The following is a 21,347-nucleotide window of genomic DNA, read 5'->3' as shown; positions in this document are numbered from 1 at the left end:
CGGTATTGCGTGCATGGTTTAGTGACCGGTCGGGATCGGATTTTCCTTGAGTGACTGGTTGAAGGCATTCACGAAGGTGTGTTCGTCCGAGCCCGGGTTGTCACGCAGTGCCTGGATCTGCTCGACATAGACTTCATCCGTGCCGCTTTCCAGGCCGCGCATGGTGGCGGCAATGAAATCCGACAGCGGCATGGCGCGCGAATCGCCGCTCTTGAACACCAGGTCGGTATCGACCCACGGCGGTGCGATCTCCACCACGCGCACGCCGGTGCCTGCCAGCATGAAGCGCTGCGACAAGGAGTAGGAGTGCATGGCGGCCTTGGTGGCGGAATACACGGCAGTGCCGGCCAGCGGCACAAAGGCCAGGACCGAGGAGTTGTGGATGATCACGGCATCCTTCTGTTGCTTGAGGTGGGGCAGCAGTGCAGAAGTCATGCGCACGGGCCCCAGCAGATTGGTGGTCACGGTAGCCACGGCCACGTGGTCGTCGATTTCGCCGGCGGCATCATCGAAGGGCATGATGCCGGCGTTATTGAACAAGACGTTCAACTTGGGGAAGTTCTTCACCAGCTGTGCCGCGACAGCTTTGATCTGCTGCGGGTCCTGAATGTCCAGCTCGATGCCGTGCATGCCCGGATTGGCCTGCGTGACTTCATCCAGCAGCGCCTTGCGGCGGCCGCTGATGATGACCTGGTTGCCCAGGCGGTGAAATGCTTCCGCGATGCCGCGGCCGATGCCCGAGGTGCCGCCAGTGATGAAGATGGTGTTGCCGCTGTTTTTCATGATGTGCTCACAAGAGTGGAATGATGCAAGGCATTTTGTGCTCCAGGCGGTATTCGGAAAGGACGGGAAAAACGCAAATCGGGACATGGCATGAAGTGAGGGTTTCGTGTCCCTTTTCAAAATGAAGCCATTTATATAATCGTTGCCAGTTTGCAATCAGACGTACAAAGGAAATTCGGGCGTGAAGACCCTTCTTATCCAGACCACCATCGCTGCCAACGGCGATGACTGGAGTATTCAGCGCTTCAGCCATTTGGTGCGCTTGCTGGCCGACTTGCGCGATGTGCGTGGAGAGGCTGAGTTCAAGGTGCTGGCGCGCGACCGCGATGCCGGCAATGGGCCGGACAGCCTGCTTTCCCGGCTGGACAGTAGCGAGGTCGATGTTCTGTGGCTGATGGCGGTCGACACCGGAGCCGGCCTTCATGCGGAAGAGTGCCGTGCCATCGAGCGTTTCCGCCAGCGAGGCGGCGGGCTCCTGGTAGCGCGCGACCACATGGATCTCGGCTCATCCCTGTGTGCGCTGGACGGAATCGGCGCGGCACACGACTTCCACACGCGCAATCCGGAAGCGGACGCGCTGCGCCGCGTCAACGATGACATCGGCACGCCGAATATCCAATGGCCGAACTACCATTCGGGGCGCAATGGCGATTATCAGGAACTATCCGTTGCCGGCCCGCTGCACCCGGTGCTGATCCATCCCGTCTCAGATACGGGCGCCATTCGCTTTTTCCCCGCGCATCCGCATGAAGGCGCCATCAGCGCCCCGCCGGTTCAGGGGGCGCGCGTGATCGCTTACGGCTGGAGCCAGGCCAGCGGCGCCAGGTTCAATCTGGTGGTTGCCTTTGACGACACGGCAGAAAAGGGCCGTGCCCTCGCACACAGCTCGTTCCATCATTTCGCCGACTATAACTGGGACGCCGGCAGCGGCTGTCCAGCTTTGTCAGTGAAACGCCGGGCGACAGCATGGCGACGCACCCCGCCGCACTGCCGGACATCCAGCGCTATGTCGTCAATGCGGCACGCTGGCTGGCCGGCGTCTGATGCGGGCTTCCTTTACCAACCAGAGCGAGGGCTATTTATATGCAGAAGTTGCTAGGCGAAGTTATCGACGCACACGGCGGGATCGACCGCTGGAACCGGTTCAGTACCCTGACCGCCCACCTGAAGCAGGGAGGCCTGATCTGGCCTCTCAAGGGCAAGGGCGGCATGCTCGGCGAAGTGGACATCCAGGTGAAGCTGCATGAACCCTGGACGTCGCACTCCCCATTCGGCGCCCCGGGCCGCCGGACTGCGGTGACGCCCCAGCGCGCCGCAATCGAGAGCGCGGACGGCGCACTGATCGAAGAAGCACTGTCACCCCGCGCCTCTTTCGCTGGCCACCAGCTGGATACGCCGTGGAGCGACCTGCAACTGGCCTATTTCGTCGGCTACGCGATCTGGAACTATTTGACCGTGCGGTTCACACTGGCCGGTCCTGGCTTCAGCGTCGAGGAACTTTCGCCGTGGCTGGAAAACGGCGAGCAGTGGCGCAGGTTGCGGGTCAACTTCCTTTACGTGCGCGACGCAGACGGCGGGCATCAACCAGAACCGCTTGTCGTGTCGATCGATGTTAGCGCTATCCAGTTCACTTGAGATACCGGCGCCGCAGCCGGCGCCGGTGCACGTCCGCATCAATCATGGGGGAAGCCATCGTCCGGGCCGGCCTGGCGGCCCTGCTGGCCCAGTGCCCATACGCGGTAGTGAGGGATGAGGCGCCGCCATGGCATGTGGGCTTTGTGGTGGTCGTGACTGATTACTCGGATGGGATGGCGCGCCTGCCACAGGCCATGCTGCGCCGCGAGCGCATCATGATTGTCAGCCAGCGCGACCGCGAATGCGATGTGCGCGCCGCGATGGCGGCCGGCGTGCACGGCTATCTGACGCATTGCTGTGATGCGGCCGAACTGCAGGCGGCGTTGCACGCGCTGGGGCAGGGGCTGCGTTACTTCAACAAGGAACTGCTGGCACGCGCCAGGCCGCGGCGACCTGGCTGTCATCTCACCATGCGTGAAAGCCAGGTATTGGAATTGCTCGCCACGGGATGTTCCAACAAGCGCATCGCCCTTACTCTCGATATCAGCGTGTCCACGGTCAAGACCCATCTCAAATCCATGTTCGGCAAGCTGGGCGTCAGCGCCCGCACGCAAGCCGTGGTGCTGGCAACGCAGCAAGGTCTGATCTCGCACTGGAGTGCCCTTCATCAACAAGTACAGGCACGGCGCTAGCGCGTACAATGCTGAGGTACCGATTCTTTTAAACGAGGCATTCGTGGCAGCCAAGAAGGTCGCATTGGTGGTATATCCAATGTTTCATATCCTCGACTTATCTATCCTGTCCGTGTTTGGGATTGCCAATCATTTCGCGCCGGACAGCTACGACGTCGACATCGTTTCCATGACGGGCGGTCTGGTCCCCAGCATGTCCGGCGTGGGGGTTGATACCAAGGCTTTCGGTGACGAGCGCTATGACACGGTAATCGTGGGCAGCACGCCCGGCATTCCCGGCTCCATGCCGGAAATGGCGGCGCGACTGCGCGCAGCGGCCGGCAATTCGCGCCGGATCGCCAGTATCTGCACCGGGGCCTTCGTCCTGGCCGAGGCCGGCGTGTTCGATCGCCGCTCGGTCACCACGCACTGGAGTTTTGCGGAAACGCTGGTGCAGCGCTTCCCGCAAGCCCAGGTGGTGCCGGACAAGATTTTTGTCCGCGATGGTCATGTCTGGAGTTCGGCCGGCGGGACTGCCTGTGTCGACCTTGCGTTGGGGCTGGTAGAAGCGGATCTTGGGCACGAGGTGGTCAAGAACATCTGCAGGACCATGGTGCTGTACCATCGCCGTTCGGGTGGCCAGAGTCAGTTTTCCATCCTGGCCGAGATCGACCCCAAGCAGGAACGCATCCGGCGTGCACTGTCCTTTATCAAGGAAAACCTGCGCCAGTCCCTGACTGTCCAGCAGGTTGCCGACCACGTGAACTGGAGCGGGCGCCATTTCAGCCGCGCCTTCCAGGCCGAAACAGGTCTCTCGCCGGCCAAGGCGATCGAAAAGCTGCGCGTGGAAGCGGCGCACGCCTTGATCGAAAGCGGACACACGTCCCCGTCGCGTATCGCCGTCCAGACCGGCTTCGGCGACGATGAAAGGATGCGCCGTGCCTTCCTGCGCGTGCTGGGCCACCCACCGCAAAAATATTTGCGCGAGTGGCGCTCGCGCAAGCTGTCCGTAGTCGTTTGACTGCGGCGTGGTGATCCACACGGCGTCAGACGTAAATACGCACATCGGTTCCTTGCGCGGCATCAGCATTTAACAGCCGTCGGCGGGCCCTGTCAGTTCAGGTCCGGCTCCGGTATCATTGCGGTATGAATGATATTTCCTTCCTTCCGTTTGTTATTGGTGTCGCTGGCGGAAGCGGCAGTGGCAAGTCAACGGTTTCCCAACAAGTGCTGGATTCGTTCGGCGCAGAGATGGTCTCGGTCGTGATGCAGGACGATTACTACCGCGATCAATCCGATCTCACTCCTGAAGTTCGCCGGCAGCAGAATTACGACCATCCGCAGGCTTTCGACTGGCCGCTGCTAGTACAGCATGTCCAGGCATTGCGCAATGGCCAGGCGATCGAGATGCCGGAGTACGACTTCACAATCGACAATCGCTCAAACAGGACCATTCCAGTCAAACCAGCCCCGGTCATCGTGATCGAAGGGCTGTTTGCCTTGTACAACGAGGATTTGCGAAAAATGATGTCGCTGAAGATCTTCGTCGACACGGCATCCGACGTGCGTTTCATTCGGCGCATGCAAAGGGATGTTACCGAACGCGGCCGCTCATTGGACAGCATCGTCACCCAGTACCTGGAAACGGTACGTCCGATGCACAAGCAATTTATCGAGCCAACCAAGCGTCACGCCGACCTTATCCTGCCCCACGGCGCCAATGGGCCGGCAGTCGACATCATCACTACCAAGGTCGCGAGCGTCATCGGCCAATTGAAGCAATCCTGATCTTAGCGCCTCTGACGAGCATCGTTTCCATCGATATCATTTTCGATATCAATACGAGCCAAAAAGTTATTGGTTAATAGTTAATCCGAGGATTACATTAACCGAACGGCAAAAAATGGTACCGCAACCATTTTTGGCTTCGCTAACATGGGGACTAACATGAGAACAAAAAAGGCCCGCCAACAGGGCTATGCAGGAGACAAGAAAAGCGGGGTAGTGCGAATGGCTAAACTTGCCTTCGTGCTGGCGGCTGTCATGCCGTTCGCCGTTCACGGCGCCGATGCGCGCACCGACGCAGAGGCGCGTGCCCGCGGCCTTGTGGCGCAGCTGACGATGGATGAGAAAATCGACCAGCTGCTGAACGTGGCGCCGGTCGTACCGCGCCTCGGCATTCCCGCCTACAACTGGTGGACCGAATCGCTGCACGGTGCGCTGGGACCGCTGCCCACCACCAATTTTCCCGAGCCGATAGGCCTGGCCGCCAGCTTCGACGCGCCACTGATACAGCAGGTAGCTGCCGCCATCAGTACCGAGGTGCGCGGCCTGCACACCCTCGGACGCGAGACCGGGCGCCTGGGACGCATCGGCACTGGCCTCGACACCTGGTCGCCCAACATCAACATCTTCCGCGATCCGCGCTGGGGCCGCGGCCAGGAAACTTATGGCGAAGACCCGCACCTGACGGCGGCGCTGGGTGTCGCCTTCATCCGCGGCATCCAGGGCGACAACCCGGACTTGCCAGACGTGGTCGCCACGCCCAAACACTTCGCCGTGCACAGCGGGCCGGAATCGACTCGTCACGTCGCCGATGTGTTCGTCTCGGCGCACGACCTGGAGGACACTTATCTGCCGGCCTTCCGCGCCGCCATCGTCGATGCCCAGGCCGGCTCCATCATGTGCGCCTACAACCGCATCAACGGCCAGCCCGCCTGCGGCAGCGATCTGCTGATGAAACAGCACCTGCGCGACGCCTGGGGCTTCAAAGGCTATGTGGTATCCGACTGCGATGCGGTAACTGACATCTCGGAACAGCACAAATACGCGACCGATCCGGCCGCTGCGGTGGCGGTCGCCCTGAAGGCGGGTACCGACAATGAATGCAATACCAAAACGCTGGGCGACACGCCAGGCCTGAGCGCCCGTTATCGCGAAGCCTGGCAGCGCGGCCTGATCAGCATGAGCGACATCGACCAGGCCCTGGTTCGCCTGTTCTCGGCGCGCTACCGCAACGGCGACCTGGCCGGCCTGCCGCAGCGCCAGGTGAGCGCGGTGCCGGTCAGCGCCATCGGGACGCGCGAGCACCAGGCACTGGCGCTGCAGGCCGCCACGCGCAGCCTGGTGCTGCTGAAGAATGACGGTGTGCTGCCGCTCAAGCCGGGACTGAAGCTGGCAGTGATCGGACCATTGGCGGACGCCACCCGCGTCTTGCGCGGGAACTACTCTTCGACCCAGTCGGCGCCGCCAGTGTCGGTGCTGGAAGGATTGCGCCGCGTGCTGCCGCAGGCGCAGATCAGCCAGGCACCGGCCGGCGCCTCGATCACCGATGGCGACCCTGTGCCGGCCACGGCCTTGCGCACACCGGACGGCCAGCCTGGCTTGCGGGTGGCTTACTACAACCGCAGCGGCGACAAGTACGACAGCAAGCCGGTGCTGACCCGCACCGAGGCGGGGCTGGAATCCCACGCCCTGCAATTCAAGACCATTGCCGATCGCCACAAAGTAGTCTGGGACGGCTACCTGACTGTGCCTGAAACCGGCTTGTACCGCCTGGGCGTCAGCGGCGTCAAGGGCGCGCTCAAGGTTGGCGGCAAGCCGGCGGTCGAGGCCAGCGCCTATTCGCAGTGGGGCGAACCGCTCCAGCTGAACACGGTGCAGTTGGAGAAAGGGCAAGGCTATCCGCTGCACTTCGAGGCCGAGACCGGCAGCACCGGCGTGCCCGGCCTGTTCTGGAAACGCATTTCCAGCGACGCCGATGCCGATCTGCGGCGCGCCACGGCCGATGCCGACGTCGTCATCGCCGTGGTTGGCCTGACCTCGGACCTGGAAGGCGAGGAAATGGCGATCAAGGTGGAAGGCTTTGCCGGCGGCGACAAGACCTCGCTCGACCTGCCGGCCGAACAACGCCGGTTGCTGGAACGCGCCAAGGCCCTCGGCAAACCGCTGGTGGTCGTGCTGATGAATGGCAGCGCGCTCGACCTGTCATGGGCCAAGGACAACGCTGCCGCCATCCTGGAAGCCTGGTATCCCGGGCAGTCGGGCGGCCTGGCCATCGCCGATGTGCTGACCGGCCGCGCCGATGCGGGTGGACGCCTGCCGCTGACTTTCTACCGCAGCCTGGCCGACCTGCCGCCGTTCGACGACTACAGCATGCAGGGCCGCACCTACCGCTATTACGCGGGCACGCCGGTCTATCCCTTCGGCGCCGGCCTCAGTTACACCAGCTTCCGCTATGCGCCGCTGCAGATCGCGCCGGTGGAACGGGCGCCGGAAAACGGCGTTATCGTCACCACCGAGATCAGCAACACCGGCGATCGTGACGGCGACGAGGTGGCCCAGCTCTACCTGGCGCCGCCAGCCTTCGAAGGCGCGCCGCGGCTGGCCTTGCGCGGCTTCCAGCGCGTGTCGCTGAAAGCGGGCGAACGTCGCCAGATCAGCTTCCGCCTGACGCGGCGCGACCTGAGTTTCGTCACGCGTGACGGCGTGCGTCAGCTGACACCGGGCCAGTATCAATTGAGTGTGGGCTCCGGGCAGCCGGGCACGAGCGTGGCGGGACAGCAGGCGCCGCTGGCGCTGACTAAAACCGTGCCGCTGGCACAATAAAGGAGACTCCATGAAGAACCGCAAAGCCGGGCTGGTGACCCTGGCGCTGGCGTGCATGATGGCCGCCCCCGCCATGGCGCAGAACGACAAGATGACGCCGATCACGACGCCGGCCCAGCCGGCCGCGATCACGCTGGATACCGGCGCGCTGCCGGGCGCCACCGTGCAGGAGTCCTGGCACAGCCAATACAACAGCGTGTTTGCCCGCAATGTCACGGTGGCCACGCTGACGCCATTCCTGCCGGCCGCCGGCAAGGCCAGCGGCGCTGCGGTCATTGTTGCGCCAGGCGGCGGTTTCCGCACGCTGTCGATGGAAAACGAGGGCTGGCAGGTGGCGCAGGCGCTGGCCGACAAGGGCGTGGCTGCCTTCGTGCTCAAGTACCGGCTGAACCAGACGCCGGCGGACATCCCCGGCTTCGAGCGCGCGATGGCGGAAATATTCTCGGCCGGCGCCAAGCGGCCGACCGCGCCGCAGGACCCCGCCGCCGCGTATGCGCCGCAGATCGCTGACGCCCGCGCCGCCTTTGCCCTGGTGCGCGCCCGCGCCCGCGAATGGCACGTCGATCCGCACCGCATTGGGATGCTGGGCTTCTCGGCCGGCGCCATGCTGACCATGGCGACCGCGCTGCACGGACAGGATGCAAAGCCTGCCTTCATCGGCAATATCTACGGCCCGCTGGCGGCGATGAAAGTCCCGGCCGATGCGCCGCCGCTGTTCATCGCCCTGGCGGCCGACGATCCCTTCTTCGGCAACACCGGCTATAACCTGATCGACAGCTGGCGTAGCGCCAGGCGGCCGGTGGAATTCCATTTGTTCGAGCAGGGTGGCCACGGTTTCGGCATGTACCGCAAAACCACCACCAGCACCGGCTGGTTCGACAGTTATGCCCGCTGGCTGGACATGCACGGCTACCTGCAGCCGGCTGCATCAAATTGATCACATCAACCAAGACATTGGAGGTTATAGACCTGATACAACCGGCTACACCGCGCAAATGATAGTAAGAACAAAAAAACGGAGATTCGATGCAAACAAAATTTCAGCGTAGTTTAATGAACCTGGCTGTTGCCAGCGCGTGCAGTGCTCTGTCCATGGCAGCCCACGCCCAGGAAGCCGACGCGCAAACCACCGCAGTGACTGATGATTCCGCGCGAGTGATCGTGACAGGGCTGCGCGCCAGTATGCGGTCGACCCTGAACCTGAAGCGCAATTCGGACGGCATTGTCGACGGCATCGTGGCCGAAGACATGGGCAAATTCCCCGATACCAACCTGGCAGAATCGCTGCAGCGGATTTCCGGGGTATCCATCGACCGCAGCAATGGCGAAGGACAGAAGGTCACCGTACGTGGCCTGGGACCGGACTTCAACCTGGTGTTGCTGAATGGCCGCCAGATGCCGACCACCGACCTGAGCGACTTGTCGGGACGCTCGTTCGACTTTTCCAACCTGGCGTCGGAATCGATTTCGCAACTGCAGGTGTATAAAACCGGCCGTGCCGACAGCCCGACCGGCGGCATCGGCGCCACCATCAATGTGGTCACCGGCCGTCCGTTCGACAATCCAGGCCTGCATTCCAGCGTGGGCGTGAAGGCGGTCAAGGATACTTCGAACGACCACGTGCCGGAAGCGGTGAAAGGCAAGACCGTTACGCCCGAAGTGTCGGGCATCTACTCGAACACGAGCGCCGATGGCCGCTTTGGCGTTTCGCTTAGCGCGAGTTACCAGTCGCGCGATTCGGGCTTCAATCGCGCCGGCCTGTTCAACGGCTACCAGGGACCCTATCTGGGATCGGCGGTCATTGACGGCCAGACGCTGCCGCAGCCGGGCCAGCCTGGCGCGCAAAACATCACCAATCGTCCGGCCCAGGACGCGCTCTATTCGATTCCACAGAACATGAACTACAACGTTGCCGCCGTCCAGCGGCAGCGTACCAACGGACAGTTGACCTTCCAGTTCCGCCCGGTCAAGGAGCTGACCACCACCCTGGACTACACCTATTCGGAAAACAAGGTACAGACCAAGCGGAATGAGCTCAGCGTATGGTTCGCTCAAACGCCGACTTCGACCAGCACCTGGCCGAGCGGCCATGTGGTCAGCCCGCTGACCTATTCGGGAGGTTTACCCAACACCGCAAGATATCTCGGTGGTGGGCAGCGACTTCGCCACCAAAACGAAGAACAAATCGCTCGGCTTCAACGCAGCCTGGAAACCCAGCCCAGGCCTGAAGCTGGAATTCGACGCGCATCATTCCACCGCCGAGTCGGGCGCCGACAGCCCGTTTGGCAGCGAGAATGCGCTGTCCAACGCCAGCTTCAGCCGCGGTCCGGTCAAGCTTGATCTGACCCACGAGCTGCCAGTTCTGAGCATGCGTCCTGCCGACCTGGTCAACGCGCCGATTCAGGCCGCGGGTTCGTGGTTCCATAACAGCTACGAGAAATCTGTCATCAAGCAGGCGCAAGCCAAGGGCAGTCTGCAACTGATGGAAGCGTCCAACCTGAACTTTGGCGTCGGATTTACCGATACCACGAATCGCTCGACGTATTCCAATGTGCAGAACAACAGCTGGGGTGGCGCAACCAAGGCATCCGACTATCCGGCCAGCCTGTTCCAGGCCAATTCGCTGCCGTCATTCTTCAATAAGCTCGACGGCGCCGGCTCACCTGATTTGTTCGGCACGCTATACACCTTCGATTTCGCCAAGGTGCGCCAGGTCACCGCGAATGCTGTCGGCAACCAGGCTGCTTATCTGCCCAACTTCGCCAGTGCCGACACGGACCGCACGCTGCAGGAAAAGACCACGTCCGGCTATCTGTCCTTCGACACTGACTGGGACACCGCGATTCCCTTCCACTCCTCGGTCGGCCTGCGTGTAGAACGCACCAGGGTCAGCTCCACCGCCCAGGTGCTGCCGGGCACGGCGGTCGTGTGGGTCGCGCAGAATGAGTTGCCGCTCACGTTCGGCGGCCAGGCCTTCAGCAATACCGATGCGTCTTACACCAGTGTGCTGCCCGCCATCAACCTGGATACCGATCTGCGCAGCGACATGAAGCTGCGGGTCAGTGCGGGCTCAACCATTGGCCGTGCACGATATGACCAGCTGCAAGGCGGCCTCACGCTGGGTACCATCGCTAACGTCTTTACCGGTGGTACTGCCTCGGTCGGCAACCCGGCGCTCAAGCCGGTCAAATCGAAGAACCTGGATGTTTCGTGGGAATGGTATTACGACAAGCAGAGCCTGGTGTCGCTGGCTTACTTCCACAAAAAACTGGACAATTACGCCGGCCAGACCCTGATCACGCAGACGCTGTATGACCTGCACACGCCAATTGGCGGCGCCTATTACAAGGAGGCGTTGGCGCACGGCTGTACCGCCGCCGACACCAACTGTATTCGGAACTACATCCTTGGCAATTTCGATGGCAAGCCAGGGGTAACGAAAACGGGCGTCAAAGGCGATGGCATGCTTAACGGTACCATTACCGGGCTGCCAAGCGATCCTCTGCTCAACTTCCAGACCACCACTTATGCGAACCAGAAATCGGCCAATGTCAGTGGCGCCGAGGTGAACGTTCAGCATATGTTTGGCGAAAGTGGATTCGGTGTGCAGGCGAACTACACCTATGTGCACTCGCCGCTGAAGTACAACAACGCCGACGTCAACGACCAGTTCGCGATCCTCGGGCTAAGCAATTCGGCCAACCTGGTCGGCATCTTCGAGAACAAGGACTGGTCGGTGCGCCTGGCCTATAACTGGCGCGACGAGTTCCTGGCCGCGACGGTCGATGGCAATGGACGCGCGGCGCCGGTCTACACCGATGCTTACGGGCAGATCGACGTCAGCATCGGCTACAACTACAACAAGAACCTCAGCTTCCAGCTCGAGGCGATTAACCTCAACGATGCCACCCAGCGTCAGCATGGACGCACCATGGCATCGACTCTGAATGTGACGCAGGCCGGACCGCGTTACATGATCGGCGCGCGTTATAAGTTCTGACGTGTAGCCGGCACAGCAGGCCGCCTTGGGCGGCCTCTGTGCTTTTAGAACCATGAAAACAGGAGACTGATATGCAAACACCATTTAAGCGTCGATTGATGAACCTGGCCGTCGCCAGCGCCTGCGCCGTGCTGGCCATGCCCGGGCATGCACAGCAAGCCCAGGCCGAAACGGCTGCAGCGAGCCCGGACGAGGCAAAGCCTGCCGAAGCTGCTGCGGCATCGACCAGCAACGAAAATACCGTGGTGGTATCCGGTTCGCGCATCGCTGCGCGCGGCTTCACCCAGCCGACGCCCACCACGAGCCTGTCGTCCGCTGATCTCGAGAAAGCGGCCAAACCGAATATCTTTGAATCGCTGATCGAACTGCCGGCCCTGCAGGGCAGCACCGGCCGCACCACCAATACTTTCAGCACCTCCAGCGGCATCCAGGGCCTGTCCTCGCTGTCGCTGCGCGGCCTGGGTACACTGCGCACCCTGACCCTGCTGGACGGCCAGCGTGTGGTCGGCGCCAACGTCACCGGCGTGACCGACGTCAGCCAGTTCCCGCAACTGCTGGTCAAGCGGGTGGATGTGGTGACCGGCGGTGCTTCGGCATCCTACGGTTCGGATGCGATCGGCGGCGTGGTCAACTTCATCACCGACAAAAAATTCACCGGCTTCAAGGCCAACGTCTCCGGCGGCGAAACCAAGTACCACGACGACAAGAGCGGCACCCTGCAGGCTGCCTGGGGACAGGGCTTTGCCGATGACCGCCTGCACGTGACCGTCAGCGGCGAATTCACCAAGCAGAACGGCATCGATTCGCCGGGCTTCGGCCAGGTGGGAGCGGGCGGCCGTACCTGGTACAACAACCCCGCATTGCAAGAATCGACCCAAGCCATGCAGGCGGCCGGCGCGCCGCGCTACAAGAGCATCGTCAACGCGCAGCACATCCAGTATGCGAAATACGGCCTGATCACCAACGGCCCGCTGAAAGGCACGGCGTTCGGGCCGGGCGGCACGCCGTATCCCTTCCAGTACGGCACGGATTGCGTCGGCAACTTCTGCATAGGCGGCGACCGCGACGGCAGCGTCGGCGCCGGCACCAACCTGGCCATGAATTTCAAGCGCCAGGTGGCCTACAGCCGTATCTCCTGGGACATCGACGCCGACAATGAAATCTATGTCACCGGCAATTGGGCGCAGGTGAAATCGGTATTCTCGCCGAATCCGGGCGCGGCCAAGCAGGGCAACCTGTCCATCCGCTGCGACAATGCCTTCCTGCCGCCCTCGGTGGCCGCCGGTTGTGCGTCCGGTTACCCGACTGGCGTGATGTCGGTGGGCACCTCGAACGGCGAATTCCCCTCCAATATCAATGTACATCCGACCCGCACCCAGCGCCGCGGCGTGATCGGCGCCGACGGCAGGTTTAACCTGTTCGGCAAGGAATGGAGGTATGACGCCTACGCCGAGCATGGCGAGAACACCACCGTCATCCGTGTGAAGGACATTACGCTCAACCCGCGCTACAACTTTGCTATCGACGCAATCAAGGATCCCGCCACCGGGCAGATCGTCTGCCGTAGCGTCGCGGCCCGCGCAGCCGGCTGCCAGCCGATCAACATCTTCGGCAATGTGCCGATCAATATGGCCGGATGGAATTACATTGCACCATCCAATGGTCCACTCCAACATACGGATTCGTCGCAAAATGTTGTTAGCGCTAACATCAACGGGGAACTGGCCAAAGGCTGGGCGGGTCCGATCTCGCTGGCTTTCGGCGCCGAGTGGAGGCGCGAGGAATACTCGGTGCACGGCGATCCTTACGGCGCCGGCGTGGCGGTGGAGTCGCCTTACACCCCTGAGCATCCGGCCGATCCGACCCTGTCCACCACCGGCGACAACTGGTTCGCCGGTAACTATCACAACGGCAAGGGCTCATTCAACGTCAGGGAAGGCTACGTCGAGCTCAATATCCCGTTCCTGAAGTCGGCCACCCTGGGCGAGGCTAACCTCAACATCGCTGACCGCGAAGAGAAGTACAGCACTTCAGGCAAGGCGCGCGCGTGGAAGATCGGCTCCACCTGGCAGACCCCGATCGACGGCCTGCGCGTGCGCGCGGTGAGTTCCAAGGATGTGCGCGCGCCCAATCTGTCCGAGCTGTATGCCGCCATGACGGTCACCAACCAGGCCGTCAACAACAACCAGGGGCAATCGATCCAGATCCAGCAGCGCAACGTCGGCAACCCGGCGCTGAAGCCTGAAGAGGCGCGCAACAATTCCTTCGGCCTGGTGCTGAGCCAGCCGAGCTGGGCGCGCAGCTTCAACTTCTCGGTCGATTACTACGACATCAAGGTCCGCAACGTGATCAGCTCGCTGAACCCGCAGCAGGAAGTCGACCTGTGCTACGGCGGCAACAAGGAGGTGTGCTCGGCGGTGTCCATCAACGGGCCGGCCGGCACCAATTATGTGCTGGCGCAAAGCTTCAACTTCGCCTCGCTGCATACGCGCGGCGTCGACTTCGAGATGGCTTACCGCAAGAACATGGCCGACTTCGGCCTGCCGGGCAGCGTGACCCTGCGCGGCCTGGCCTCGCGCATGATCCACTCGATCTCCGATCCGGGCGTGCCGGGTACGACGCCGATCGAAGGCGCGGGCGCAATGACGGGCGCCACGCCGAAGTGGAAGGCGCTGGTGCAGCAGTCGTGGGATGGTTTGCTGAACGGGAAGCTTGGCCTGAACCTGAGCGAGCGCTGGATCGGCGCCGGCGTGTTCAACAATGAGTTCATCGAGTGCCGGAGCAATTGCCCGCTGCCGACGGCCGCCCATCCGACCATCTTCGACAACCATATGCCGGGCGCGGTCTATTTCGACCTGGGCGGCAGCTATAACTACTCGAAGCAGGTGACGGGCTACTTCAAGATCGACAACCTGGCCGACCGCGCGCCGGTGCTGGTGCCGCAGACCAACCTCAGCCTCGCGCTCAATCCGGCGGTGTACGACTCGGTAGGCCGCACCTACCGCGTCGGCGTGCGCGTGAACTACTAAGGAGGCGCCAGCAGTGCGGGATCTGTTTTCCGCGCTGCTGGCGATTGGCCTGGTGACCGACAAAGAACGGGGCAGGGGGCCGCTTTTGTCTGGAATAAAGGAAGAATAATATGATTGCCTTTCGTGTAACTGCTTTCCTCGCCTTATGCGTGACAGCCCATTCAGGACACGCCATACAGCTAACAGATTCGGTCAAAGTCTCCGGGGGCGAAATCGTGGGCTCCCAGATTGAGGCTATACGGTCCTATCTGGGCATTCCCTACGCGGCACCGCCGGTCGGCGATCTCCGCTGGCGTGCTCCACAAGCTGTGGTGCCATGGACGGGAATCAGGGAAGCGCGCAGTTTTTCTCCGGCATGTGCCCAGACCGCGGCCTGGCTCCCGAATCCCAAGAGTGAAGACTGCCTTTATCTCAATATATGGGCGCCTGAGAAGGCCAGAAATCTACCTGTCCTGGTCTGGATTCATGGAGGTGGCTTTTATGGCGGCACGTCTGCACAACCAGGATATGACGGGCACAATCTGGCGAAGCGCGGGGTCATTGTCGTGACGATTAATTATCGTCTCGGTATATTCGGTTTCTTTTCTCATCCAGAACTGACGGCGGAGTCGCCGGACAAAGCTTCAGGCAATCAGGGCATCGAGGACCAGATTGCGGCGCTTCGCTGGGTGAAGGATAACATTACGGCCTTTGGCGGTGACCCTCGGCGCGTCACCATCATGGGCGAGTCAGCGGGGGGCGAATCCGTCGCGATCCTGGTTGCGTCGCCTCTGGCGAAGGGATTCTTCCAACGTGCCATTGCGCAAAGCGGCAACGACGCCTTGCCAATCAACTCCGACGAAAACGGCCAATTCGATCGGAAGACTGCTGAATCACAAGGCCAGGCGTTGGTAAAGGCTGTTGGAGGGGAACTTCTGGCCGACTTGCGCGGCATGAGCGCGGAGACATTGCAGAAGACCGCATGGTCGCCGCGCACAATTGTGGACGGTCACGTGCTGCGCGAAGATCTGACGACAACCTATCGCTACAACCGGCAAAATGATGTGCCTTTGCTGGTTGGCTGGAATGCCGAAGAGGGAAAGGATCTGGCGCCAGAAATCCTGGGAACCGACGACTTCACGTCCGCCAATCATCGGGAGCTGGTCGCGAAGCTTCTGGGTTATGCGCCGTCCGCCCGATTGCTGGCGGCCTATCCCGGTACAGACGATGCGCAGGCGAGAGCCTCGATCAATCAACTTACCAACGATTGGTGGGGCTGGCGAATGTGGTACTGGGCAGGACTTCAGGCTAAATATGGGCGATCCAAACCGTATGTTTATTTATTTGCCCACAGGCCGACAGAGCCCTTGACCCCTTGCGGGTATGGCTGTGGGGCGGGGCATGGCGCGGAGATCCAATACGTGTTCGACCAGCTCGACCTTGATCCTCGCCCCTGGAGCACGTCGGACCGGAAGTTGGCGGCAAGACTTGCCGATACCTGGGTAAATTTCGCACGCACCGGTAGTCCAAGCGGCAGAGGCCTGCCAGTGTGGCCCAAATTTAACGGGTCGAACGCCTCTGTACTCCGCCTTGGTGACGATGCCGGTCTGAAAATGCACGGCAAGCTGCCGGATTTCTCATTGTTCCAACGGTAGTGCAAGCTCGAAAATAGCGGTATGTCGCGTACGCACGCCCGTTCTCGCGGATGCGGCGTTCGTCGGAGCGCGTTTTTTTATCGCGGATGTCGTAAATATATACAGTGGGGTGACCTTGGCAATGGCCGCTACCGCAATCCCATCCTTCCTGCCGACTACAGCGAACTCGATGCCATCCGTGTAGGCGACGACTACTTCACGATTTCATCGACCTTCCAATTTTCGCCCGGGATGGCGATCCTGCATTCGCGCGATCTGGTGAACTGGAGCACTGTCGGTCACGCCGTGCCCGACCTTACGCGGATTTCGCCTGAACTGAACTGGACGCGGATGAACCGCTACGGACGGGGAATCTGCGCCGGCGCGATCCGCCATCATGCTGGACGCTTCCGGCTGGGATGACTGCGCACTATTCTGGGATGATGACGGCAAACAGTCGAAGGGCAGTGAAGCCTGGTATTTCCTGACCCATCATGGCGCAGCCGAACGCGCTGACCGAGCTGCCCCGCATCCTGGCCGACGGTTCGATAAAGGCTAGGAGTTCGTCGGGGATGAGACGACGACGGGCGCCGCCAGGGCCGTACGCTGCGGACGATGATCACCGCAGCCGGCGCGCAAGGTGACGCCAGCGCGCGAAATTATAATATTGCTCAAAAGCGTGAATGAAATTGTCTAGCATGGCAGGGACGCATGCTTAAACACCCATGTTGATCTGGATTGCATTGTATTAAATATATAGAATACGAGACAAAGTCCAGGCCGGCGCGCAGTGCCATGGCTGGGCGCCATAATGGGTGAGGGAAGATGCGATTGATTAAGATGTCGATGCGGGTCCTGGTGCTGGCATACGCGGCACTGCTGTTTGCGAGTGCGCACGCGAGCGCGGCGAAGCCGGTGCGGCAGGTCCTGCAGCTCAATCGCGCCTGGACTTTCACCCTGGGCGATCCGTCGGGTGCAGCGGCAAGCGCCTATGCCGACCATGACTGGCAGCAGATCAACTTGCCGCACTCGTTTAGCATGCCGTACTTCCTCGGCGGCGGTGTCTACGTCGGATATGGCTGGTATCGCAAGGACATCGTCATGGACGATGCCTTGCGTGGCAAGCGCCTCACGCTTGAATTCGATGGCGTGTTCCAGGATGCGGAGATCTTTGTCAATGGCGACCTGGCGGGCCGGCATCGCGGCGGCTACACCGGTTTTTCCATCGATATCACGCGCCAGCTGCATCCCGGCGCCAATACGCTGGCGGTGCGGGTCAACAACCTGTGGAATGCGCAGCTTGCGCCGCGTGCAGGCGAACATCAGTTTGCCGGCGGGATTTACCGCGACGTGCGGCTGGTCGCCACCGATCCGGTGCATGTGGCCTGGTACGGCACCTTCGTCACCACGCCCGAAGTGTCGGCGCAGCGCGCATCGCTGCACATCCAGACCGAAGTCGACAACGCCGACGATGCCGAAAAGATGGTGACGCTGGTCTCGACGGTGTATGCGCCTTCGGGCCGCATGGTCGCGCAGAGCACCACATCCCGCGCCGTGCGCGCCGGCGTGACCGAAGTGTTTGAACAGCAGCCGCCGCCGATCGCGCGGCCGTCGCTGTGGGAGCCAGGCAGCCCGTCCTTGTACAGGCTCGAAACCAAAGTGAGCGTCGGTGGCCGCGTGGTCGATGACTACAGCACGCCGTTCGGCATCCGTTCCATCCGCTGGACTGCCGACCAGGGCTTCTTCCTGAATGGGAAGCATGTGTACCTGGTGGGCGCCAATATTCACCAGGACCACGCCGGCTGGGGCGACGCTGTCACCCATGCAGGCGCGCGGCGTGATATCCAGATGCTCAAGGATGCCGGTTTCAATTTCATGCGCGGCTCGCATTATCCCCATGCGCCGGCCTTCACGCAGGCGGCCGACGAACTGGGCATGATGTTCTGGTCCGAAGCGCCGTTCTGGGGTATCGGCGGCTTCGGCGCGGACGGCAACTGGTTTGCAAGCGCCTACCCGCCCGATCCGCGCGACCGCGCCGGCTTCGAGGAAAGCGTGCTGGCACAGACCGCCGAAATGATCAGGATTCATCGCAACCACCCCAGCATCATTGCCTGGAGCAATGGCAACGAATACTTTTTCTCCGCGTCGGAGGCAATGGAGCCTATGCGCGCCTTTGTGAGGCGTCAAGTGGCCGCTATGCGAGCGGCGGACCCGACACGGCCGGCCGCTGTCGGCGGCGTGCAGCGCGGCGAGGTCGATCGCCTGGGCGATGTGGCGGGTTATAACGGCGACGGAGCGGCGCTGCCGGCGTACCTGAACCCCGGTGCTGCGAGCATTGTCAGCGAATACGGTTCCACCATAGCCCAGCGGCCCGGCGCCTATGCCCCCGGTTGGGGAGACCTGCCCGGACCGCCCGACCAGAAGGGCAGCACCCAGCGCTATCCGTGGCGTTATCCATGGCGCAGCGGAGAAGCGATCTGGGCCGGCTTTGACCACGGCACGATTGCCGACATCGACTTTGGCAAGATGGGCATGATCGACTATTTCCGCATTCCGAAGCGCCAGTACTACTGGTATCGGAACGAGTACATGCAGGTTCCACCGCCGGCCTGGCCGGCGCCGGGAGCGGCCGCGCAATTGTCCCTCACTGCCGACAAGACGGTTATCAAGGGAACCCAGGGCCATGATGACGTGCAGCTGATGGTGACGGTGCGCGACGCGGAGGGCAAGGCCATCAGCAATTCGCCGGAGGTCACCCTGGCGATCGTGGATGGGCCGGGCGAATTCCCGACAGGCCGCACGATCACGTTCAGGCATGACACGCCAATCGACATCCGGGATGGCCAGGCTGCGATCGAGTTCCGCTCCTATTTCGCCGGAAGGACCACGATCCGCGCTTCGTCGCCCGGCCTCAAGGAAGCTACGCTGGTCATCGTCACCGAAGGACCTGAGCCCTACATCGCCGGCAAGAGTGGCATCGCCAAGGACCGCCCACTGGTCAGCTACCCGGCTGCGGCAAGGCTGGAGACGGGCGCCGCACCGGCGAATGTCGTCATCAACAGGCCCACTTCCGCCAGTTCGTCCGCCACGGCGCACCCGCCATCAATGGCCAACGATGACAACGGCGCGACGTATTGGCAGGCCGCGCCATCGGAAGCCGATCCTTACTGGTCGGTCGACCTGGAAAACATCTATGAGCTGAAGGGCGTGACAGTGGTGCAGCATGCCCAGGCCGAAGCCGCCTACACGGTGGAGGTGTCGCTTGACCGGGTGCAGTGGCAGGCGGTCACGCCGGCGCAATTGTCCGCCGTGGTCAGGGCACGCTTCGTGCGAGTGCGCTTCGGCGCGCTGGCGCAGGGACAGCTAGCAGCGCTCGATGAAGTAAAGGTCGTAGCCACGACCGCACGCGCTGCGCAATAACTCGTTCGTGCAGCATCAAGCAGGCACTGGTTGTTGAATTTTGTCAGCCACGTTGATGAATATAGCAATTGAAGTCCAGTGCCGCTTTTCGCAAGATACAAGCGTAGAGAAAACATCTTTTTTATTGTGACAGCCGCGGCATCGTAAAGCCTGCGCCGTGGCAAGTAGATAACGCCTGATGCAACCAATGCCACCGTCAACGCCGCAAGGCCTTGCGCGGGCAGGAGGGATATTTTTTTCATTTTTTTCGTGCCGCCGGCCGGACCGGCGACAAGCAATGCAATCAAAAGACCAGAAAGGAATAAACATGAGGAGACAAACGATGCGATTCCAGCTTGCTGCAATCGGTCTTGCTTGCGCGACGCTGCTGGGTGCGTGCGGCGGTGGAGGCGGCGCCTCGGGCAACAAACAACAGTCGATCGATTTCCCCTATCCGGGTGCGCGCTATCTGGCGACAGAAGCTGCACCCCTGGTTGCGACATCTTCAGCCGGTCTGGCTGTGACCTTCGCGTCGAATACGCCGGACACCTGCACGGTATCCGGCGGCAAGCTGGTGCCGGTAAAGCCGGGTGAGTGCTCGGTCACGGCAAGCCAGGCGGGCGACGGCAGCTATGCGCCTGCGTCCTCGCAACAGTTGTTCAAGATCCTGAAGAAAGTGCAGGCCATCACGTTTGAGTCGCCCGGCTTCCAGGCGCTCACTGCCGTGCCCGCACCACTGGCGGCCAGCTCCGATTCCGGTCTGCCTGTGAGCTTTGCTTCCACCACGCCGGACGTCTGCACCGTCAGCGGCACTGCGCTGACCCTGGTGTCAAAAGGCCAATGCGGCATCGCTGCGTCACAGGCCGGCAACGATAACTTTGCCGCGGCATTGCCGGTGATGGTTGCGTTTGGCGTGGGCGATGCGCCGCCGCCAGTACTGACCTTCCTGTCCGGTTATGCCTCGACGACGGCGACCAGGGAAGGCAGTGCTGTCAGCACTTTCTCCGGCAGTAATATCGATGGCTGGTGGTGCAGCGATCCCAACTGGTGTGCCGCGACGGTGAGTGCGGATGGCAGCAGCCTGAGCTTCCACTACCTGATCCAGACCAAGGATCCCAAACACCCGAACAGCGACGGCTGGATCGGTGGCTATGCCGGCATTGAAATCTTCGCACCGGGCGTTGCCAGTATCAGTTCGACCGGCAATACGACGACCGGCATACAGATTGGCAAGCAGACCACGCTGAAACTGCGCGTGGCCGAAAACAGCGAGTGGTTCAGCAGCTCGGGCAAGGACGTGAAGATTTCGCTGGTGCTGGGTCACTTCGCCAAGAAGCCATCGAATAACAACAATGCCTGCAACGTCGCGCTGACCACGACCTTCACGCCGAAGAGTGCCTCCAGCCAGCAGTACGAGCTGCAACTGGCTGCCTTTACCGCCTTTGCCGAAAACTGTGACCTGACTGGACTGATTCCTGCGACCGAGCTTTCCGCCTATCCGATCGTGAAGGTCAAGATCGAGGCGGCGCAAACCAATACCACGGTGCCAAGCGCGTCGGCTGCGAGCCCGACCTATCCGACCGAGATCACCTTGAACGGACCGATCACCTTCCAGTAAGGCGGCAAGCGACCTATATTCCCGCGCCATCGCTCCGAGGCGCGGGTCAGC

The 21,347-nt window shown here is 61.8% G+C and carries 14 protein-coding genes and 1 pseudogene; 14 read left to right on the top strand and 1 reads right to left on the bottom strand.

Going from position 1 to position 21,347, the window contains the following annotated elements:
• Positions 1 to 18: 18 nt before the first annotated feature.
• The gene (locus ACHMW6_RS17715) at positions 19 to 783 is read right to left on the bottom strand and encodes an SDR family oxidoreductase (protein WP_395408380.1); all 765 of its coding nucleotides are present in this window, start codon (positions 781 to 783) and stop codon (positions 19 to 21) included.
• Positions 784 to 964: 181 nt separating this feature from the next.
• Between ACHMW6_RS17715 and ACHMW6_RS17710 the strand changes: the two genes are divergently transcribed.
• The 14 genes and pseudogenes from ACHMW6_RS17710 to ACHMW6_RS17645 all read left to right on the top strand — a co-directional run bounded on the left by ACHMW6_RS17710 (position 965) and on the right by ACHMW6_RS17645 (position 21,296).
• A complete protein-coding gene (locus ACHMW6_RS17710) occupies positions 965 to 1,882 on the top strand; it encodes a hypothetical protein (protein ID WP_395408379.1) in 918 nt (305 codons plus the stop codon).
• On the top strand, positions 1,867 to 2,418 hold the full coding sequence (locus tag ACHMW6_RS17705) for a hypothetical protein (RefSeq protein ID WP_395408378.1): 552 nt from the start codon (positions 1,867 to 1,869) through the stop codon (positions 2,416 to 2,418). The genes ACHMW6_RS17710 and ACHMW6_RS17705 overlap by 16 nt, the downstream gene beginning before the upstream one ends.
• Positions 2,419 to 2,462: 44 nt before the next feature.
• A complete protein-coding gene (locus tag ACHMW6_RS17700; protein ID WP_395408377.1) occupies positions 2,463 to 3,050 on the top strand; it encodes a DNA-binding response regulator in 588 nt (195 codons plus the stop codon).
• Positions 3,016 to 4,050 carry a GlxA family transcriptional regulator gene (locus ACHMW6_RS17695; RefSeq protein ID WP_395408376.1) on the top strand — a complete coding sequence of 345 codons (1,035 nt, stop codon included), beginning with the start codon at positions 3,016 to 3,018 and terminating at the stop codon, positions 4,048 to 4,050. Before ACHMW6_RS17700 ends, ACHMW6_RS17695 begins: the two co-directional genes overlap by 35 nt.
• A gap of 125 nt (positions 4,051 to 4,175) precedes the next feature.
• Positions 4,176 to 4,817: a uridine kinase gene (gene udk, locus ACHMW6_RS17690; protein WP_395408375.1), complete on the top strand. Its 642-nt coding sequence runs from the start codon at positions 4,176 to 4,178 to the stop codon at positions 4,815 to 4,817.
• A 222-nt stretch (positions 4,818 to 5,039) separates the two neighbouring features.
• Positions 5,040 to 7,637, top strand: coding sequence for a glycoside hydrolase family 3 C-terminal domain-containing protein (locus tag ACHMW6_RS17685; protein WP_395408374.1), 2,598 nt, complete (start codon positions 5,040 to 5,042; stop codon positions 7,635 to 7,637).
• A gap of 10 nt (positions 7,638 to 7,647) precedes the next feature.
• On the top strand, positions 7,648 to 8,574 hold the full coding sequence (locus ACHMW6_RS17680) for an alpha/beta hydrolase (protein ID WP_395408373.1): 927 nt from the start codon (positions 7,648 to 7,650) through the stop codon (positions 8,572 to 8,574).
• An 89-nt stretch (positions 8,575 to 8,663) separates the two neighbouring features.
• Positions 8,664 to 9,086, top strand: a pseudogene (locus ACHMW6_RS17675) (TonB-dependent receptor plug domain-containing protein); the annotation flags it as partial.
• 697 nt (positions 9,087 to 9,783) lie between these two features.
• Positions 9,784 to 11,637 carry a TonB-dependent receptor gene (locus ACHMW6_RS17670; RefSeq protein ID WP_395408372.1) on the top strand — a complete coding sequence of 618 codons (1,854 nt, stop codon included), beginning with the start codon at positions 9,784 to 9,786 and terminating at the stop codon, positions 11,635 to 11,637.
• A gap of 71 nt (positions 11,638 to 11,708) precedes the next feature.
• Positions 11,709 to 14,666, top strand: coding sequence for a TonB-dependent receptor plug domain-containing protein (locus ACHMW6_RS17665; protein WP_395408371.1), 2,958 nt, complete (start codon positions 11,709 to 11,711; stop codon positions 14,664 to 14,666).
• A gap of 110 nt (positions 14,667 to 14,776) precedes the next feature.
• Complete coding sequence (locus ACHMW6_RS17660) at positions 14,777 to 16,300, top strand: carboxylesterase/lipase family protein (protein WP_395408369.1); 1,524 nt, start codon at positions 14,777 to 14,779, stop codon at positions 16,298 to 16,300.
• Between the two features lie 21 nt (positions 16,301 to 16,321).
• Positions 16,322 to 16,702 carry a family 43 glycosylhydrolase gene (locus tag ACHMW6_RS17655; RefSeq protein ID WP_395408366.1) on the top strand — a complete coding sequence of 127 codons (381 nt, stop codon included), beginning with the start codon at positions 16,322 to 16,324 and terminating at the stop codon, positions 16,700 to 16,702.
• Between the two features lie 402 nt (positions 16,703 to 17,104).
• On the top strand, positions 17,105 to 19,699 hold the full coding sequence (locus tag ACHMW6_RS17650) for a glycoside hydrolase family 2 TIM barrel-domain containing protein (protein WP_395408365.1): 2,595 nt from the start codon (positions 17,105 to 17,107) through the stop codon (positions 19,697 to 19,699).
• A 322-nt stretch (positions 19,700 to 20,021) separates the two neighbouring features.
• On the top strand, positions 20,022 to 21,296 hold the full coding sequence (locus tag ACHMW6_RS17645) for a hypothetical protein (protein WP_395408364.1): 1,275 nt from the start codon (positions 20,022 to 20,024) through the stop codon (positions 21,294 to 21,296).
• Positions 21,297 to 21,347: the final 51 nt, after the last annotated feature.

Source organism: Pseudoduganella sp. UC29_106 (assembly GCF_044055365.1).
In the GTDB taxonomy this organism is placed as follows: Bacteria; Pseudomonadota; Gammaproteobacteria; order Burkholderiales; family Burkholderiaceae_D; genus Rugamonas.
This window is presented reverse-complemented; position numbering and strand designations above follow the sequence as displayed.

What these genes read in the sequence shown, in the direction of transcription:
- ACHMW6_RS17655 (WP_395408366.1), top strand. Translation starts at nt 16,322, where the DNA reads ATGTCGCGTACGCACGCCCGTTCTCGCGGATGCGGCGTTCGTCGGAGC.
- udk (WP_395408375.1), top strand. Translation starts at nt 4,176, where the DNA reads ATGAATGATATTTCCTTCCTTCCGTTTGTTATTGGTGTCGCTGGCGGA.
- ACHMW6_RS17665 (WP_395408371.1), top strand. Translation starts at nt 11,709, where the DNA reads ATGCAAACACCATTTAAGCGTCGATTGATGAACCTGGCCGTCGCCAGC.
- ACHMW6_RS17645 (WP_395408364.1), top strand. Translation starts at nt 20,022, where the DNA reads ATGCGATTCCAGCTTGCTGCAATCGGTCTTGCTTGCGCGACGCTGCTG.
- ACHMW6_RS17660 (WP_395408369.1), top strand. Translation starts at nt 14,777, where the DNA reads ATGATTGCCTTTCGTGTAACTGCTTTCCTCGCCTTATGCGTGACAGCC.
- ACHMW6_RS17705 (WP_395408378.1), top strand. Translation starts at nt 1,867, where the DNA reads ATGCAGAAGTTGCTAGGCGAAGTTATCGACGCACACGGCGGGATCGAC.
- ACHMW6_RS17685 (WP_395408374.1), top strand. Translation starts at nt 5,040, where the DNA reads ATGGCTAAACTTGCCTTCGTGCTGGCGGCTGTCATGCCGTTCGCCGTT.
- ACHMW6_RS17715 (WP_395408380.1), bottom strand. Translation starts at nt 783, where the DNA reads ATGAAAAACAGCGGCAACACCATCTTCATCACTGGCGGCACCTCGGGC.
- ACHMW6_RS17650 (WP_395408365.1), top strand. Translation starts at nt 17,105, where the DNA reads ATGCGATTGATTAAGATGTCGATGCGGGTCCTGGTGCTGGCATACGCG.
- ACHMW6_RS17700 (WP_395408377.1), top strand. Translation starts at nt 2,463, where the DNA reads ATGGGGGAAGCCATCGTCCGGGCCGGCCTGGCGGCCCTGCTGGCCCAG.
- ACHMW6_RS17680 (WP_395408373.1), top strand. Translation starts at nt 7,648, where the DNA reads ATGAAGAACCGCAAAGCCGGGCTGGTGACCCTGGCGCTGGCGTGCATG.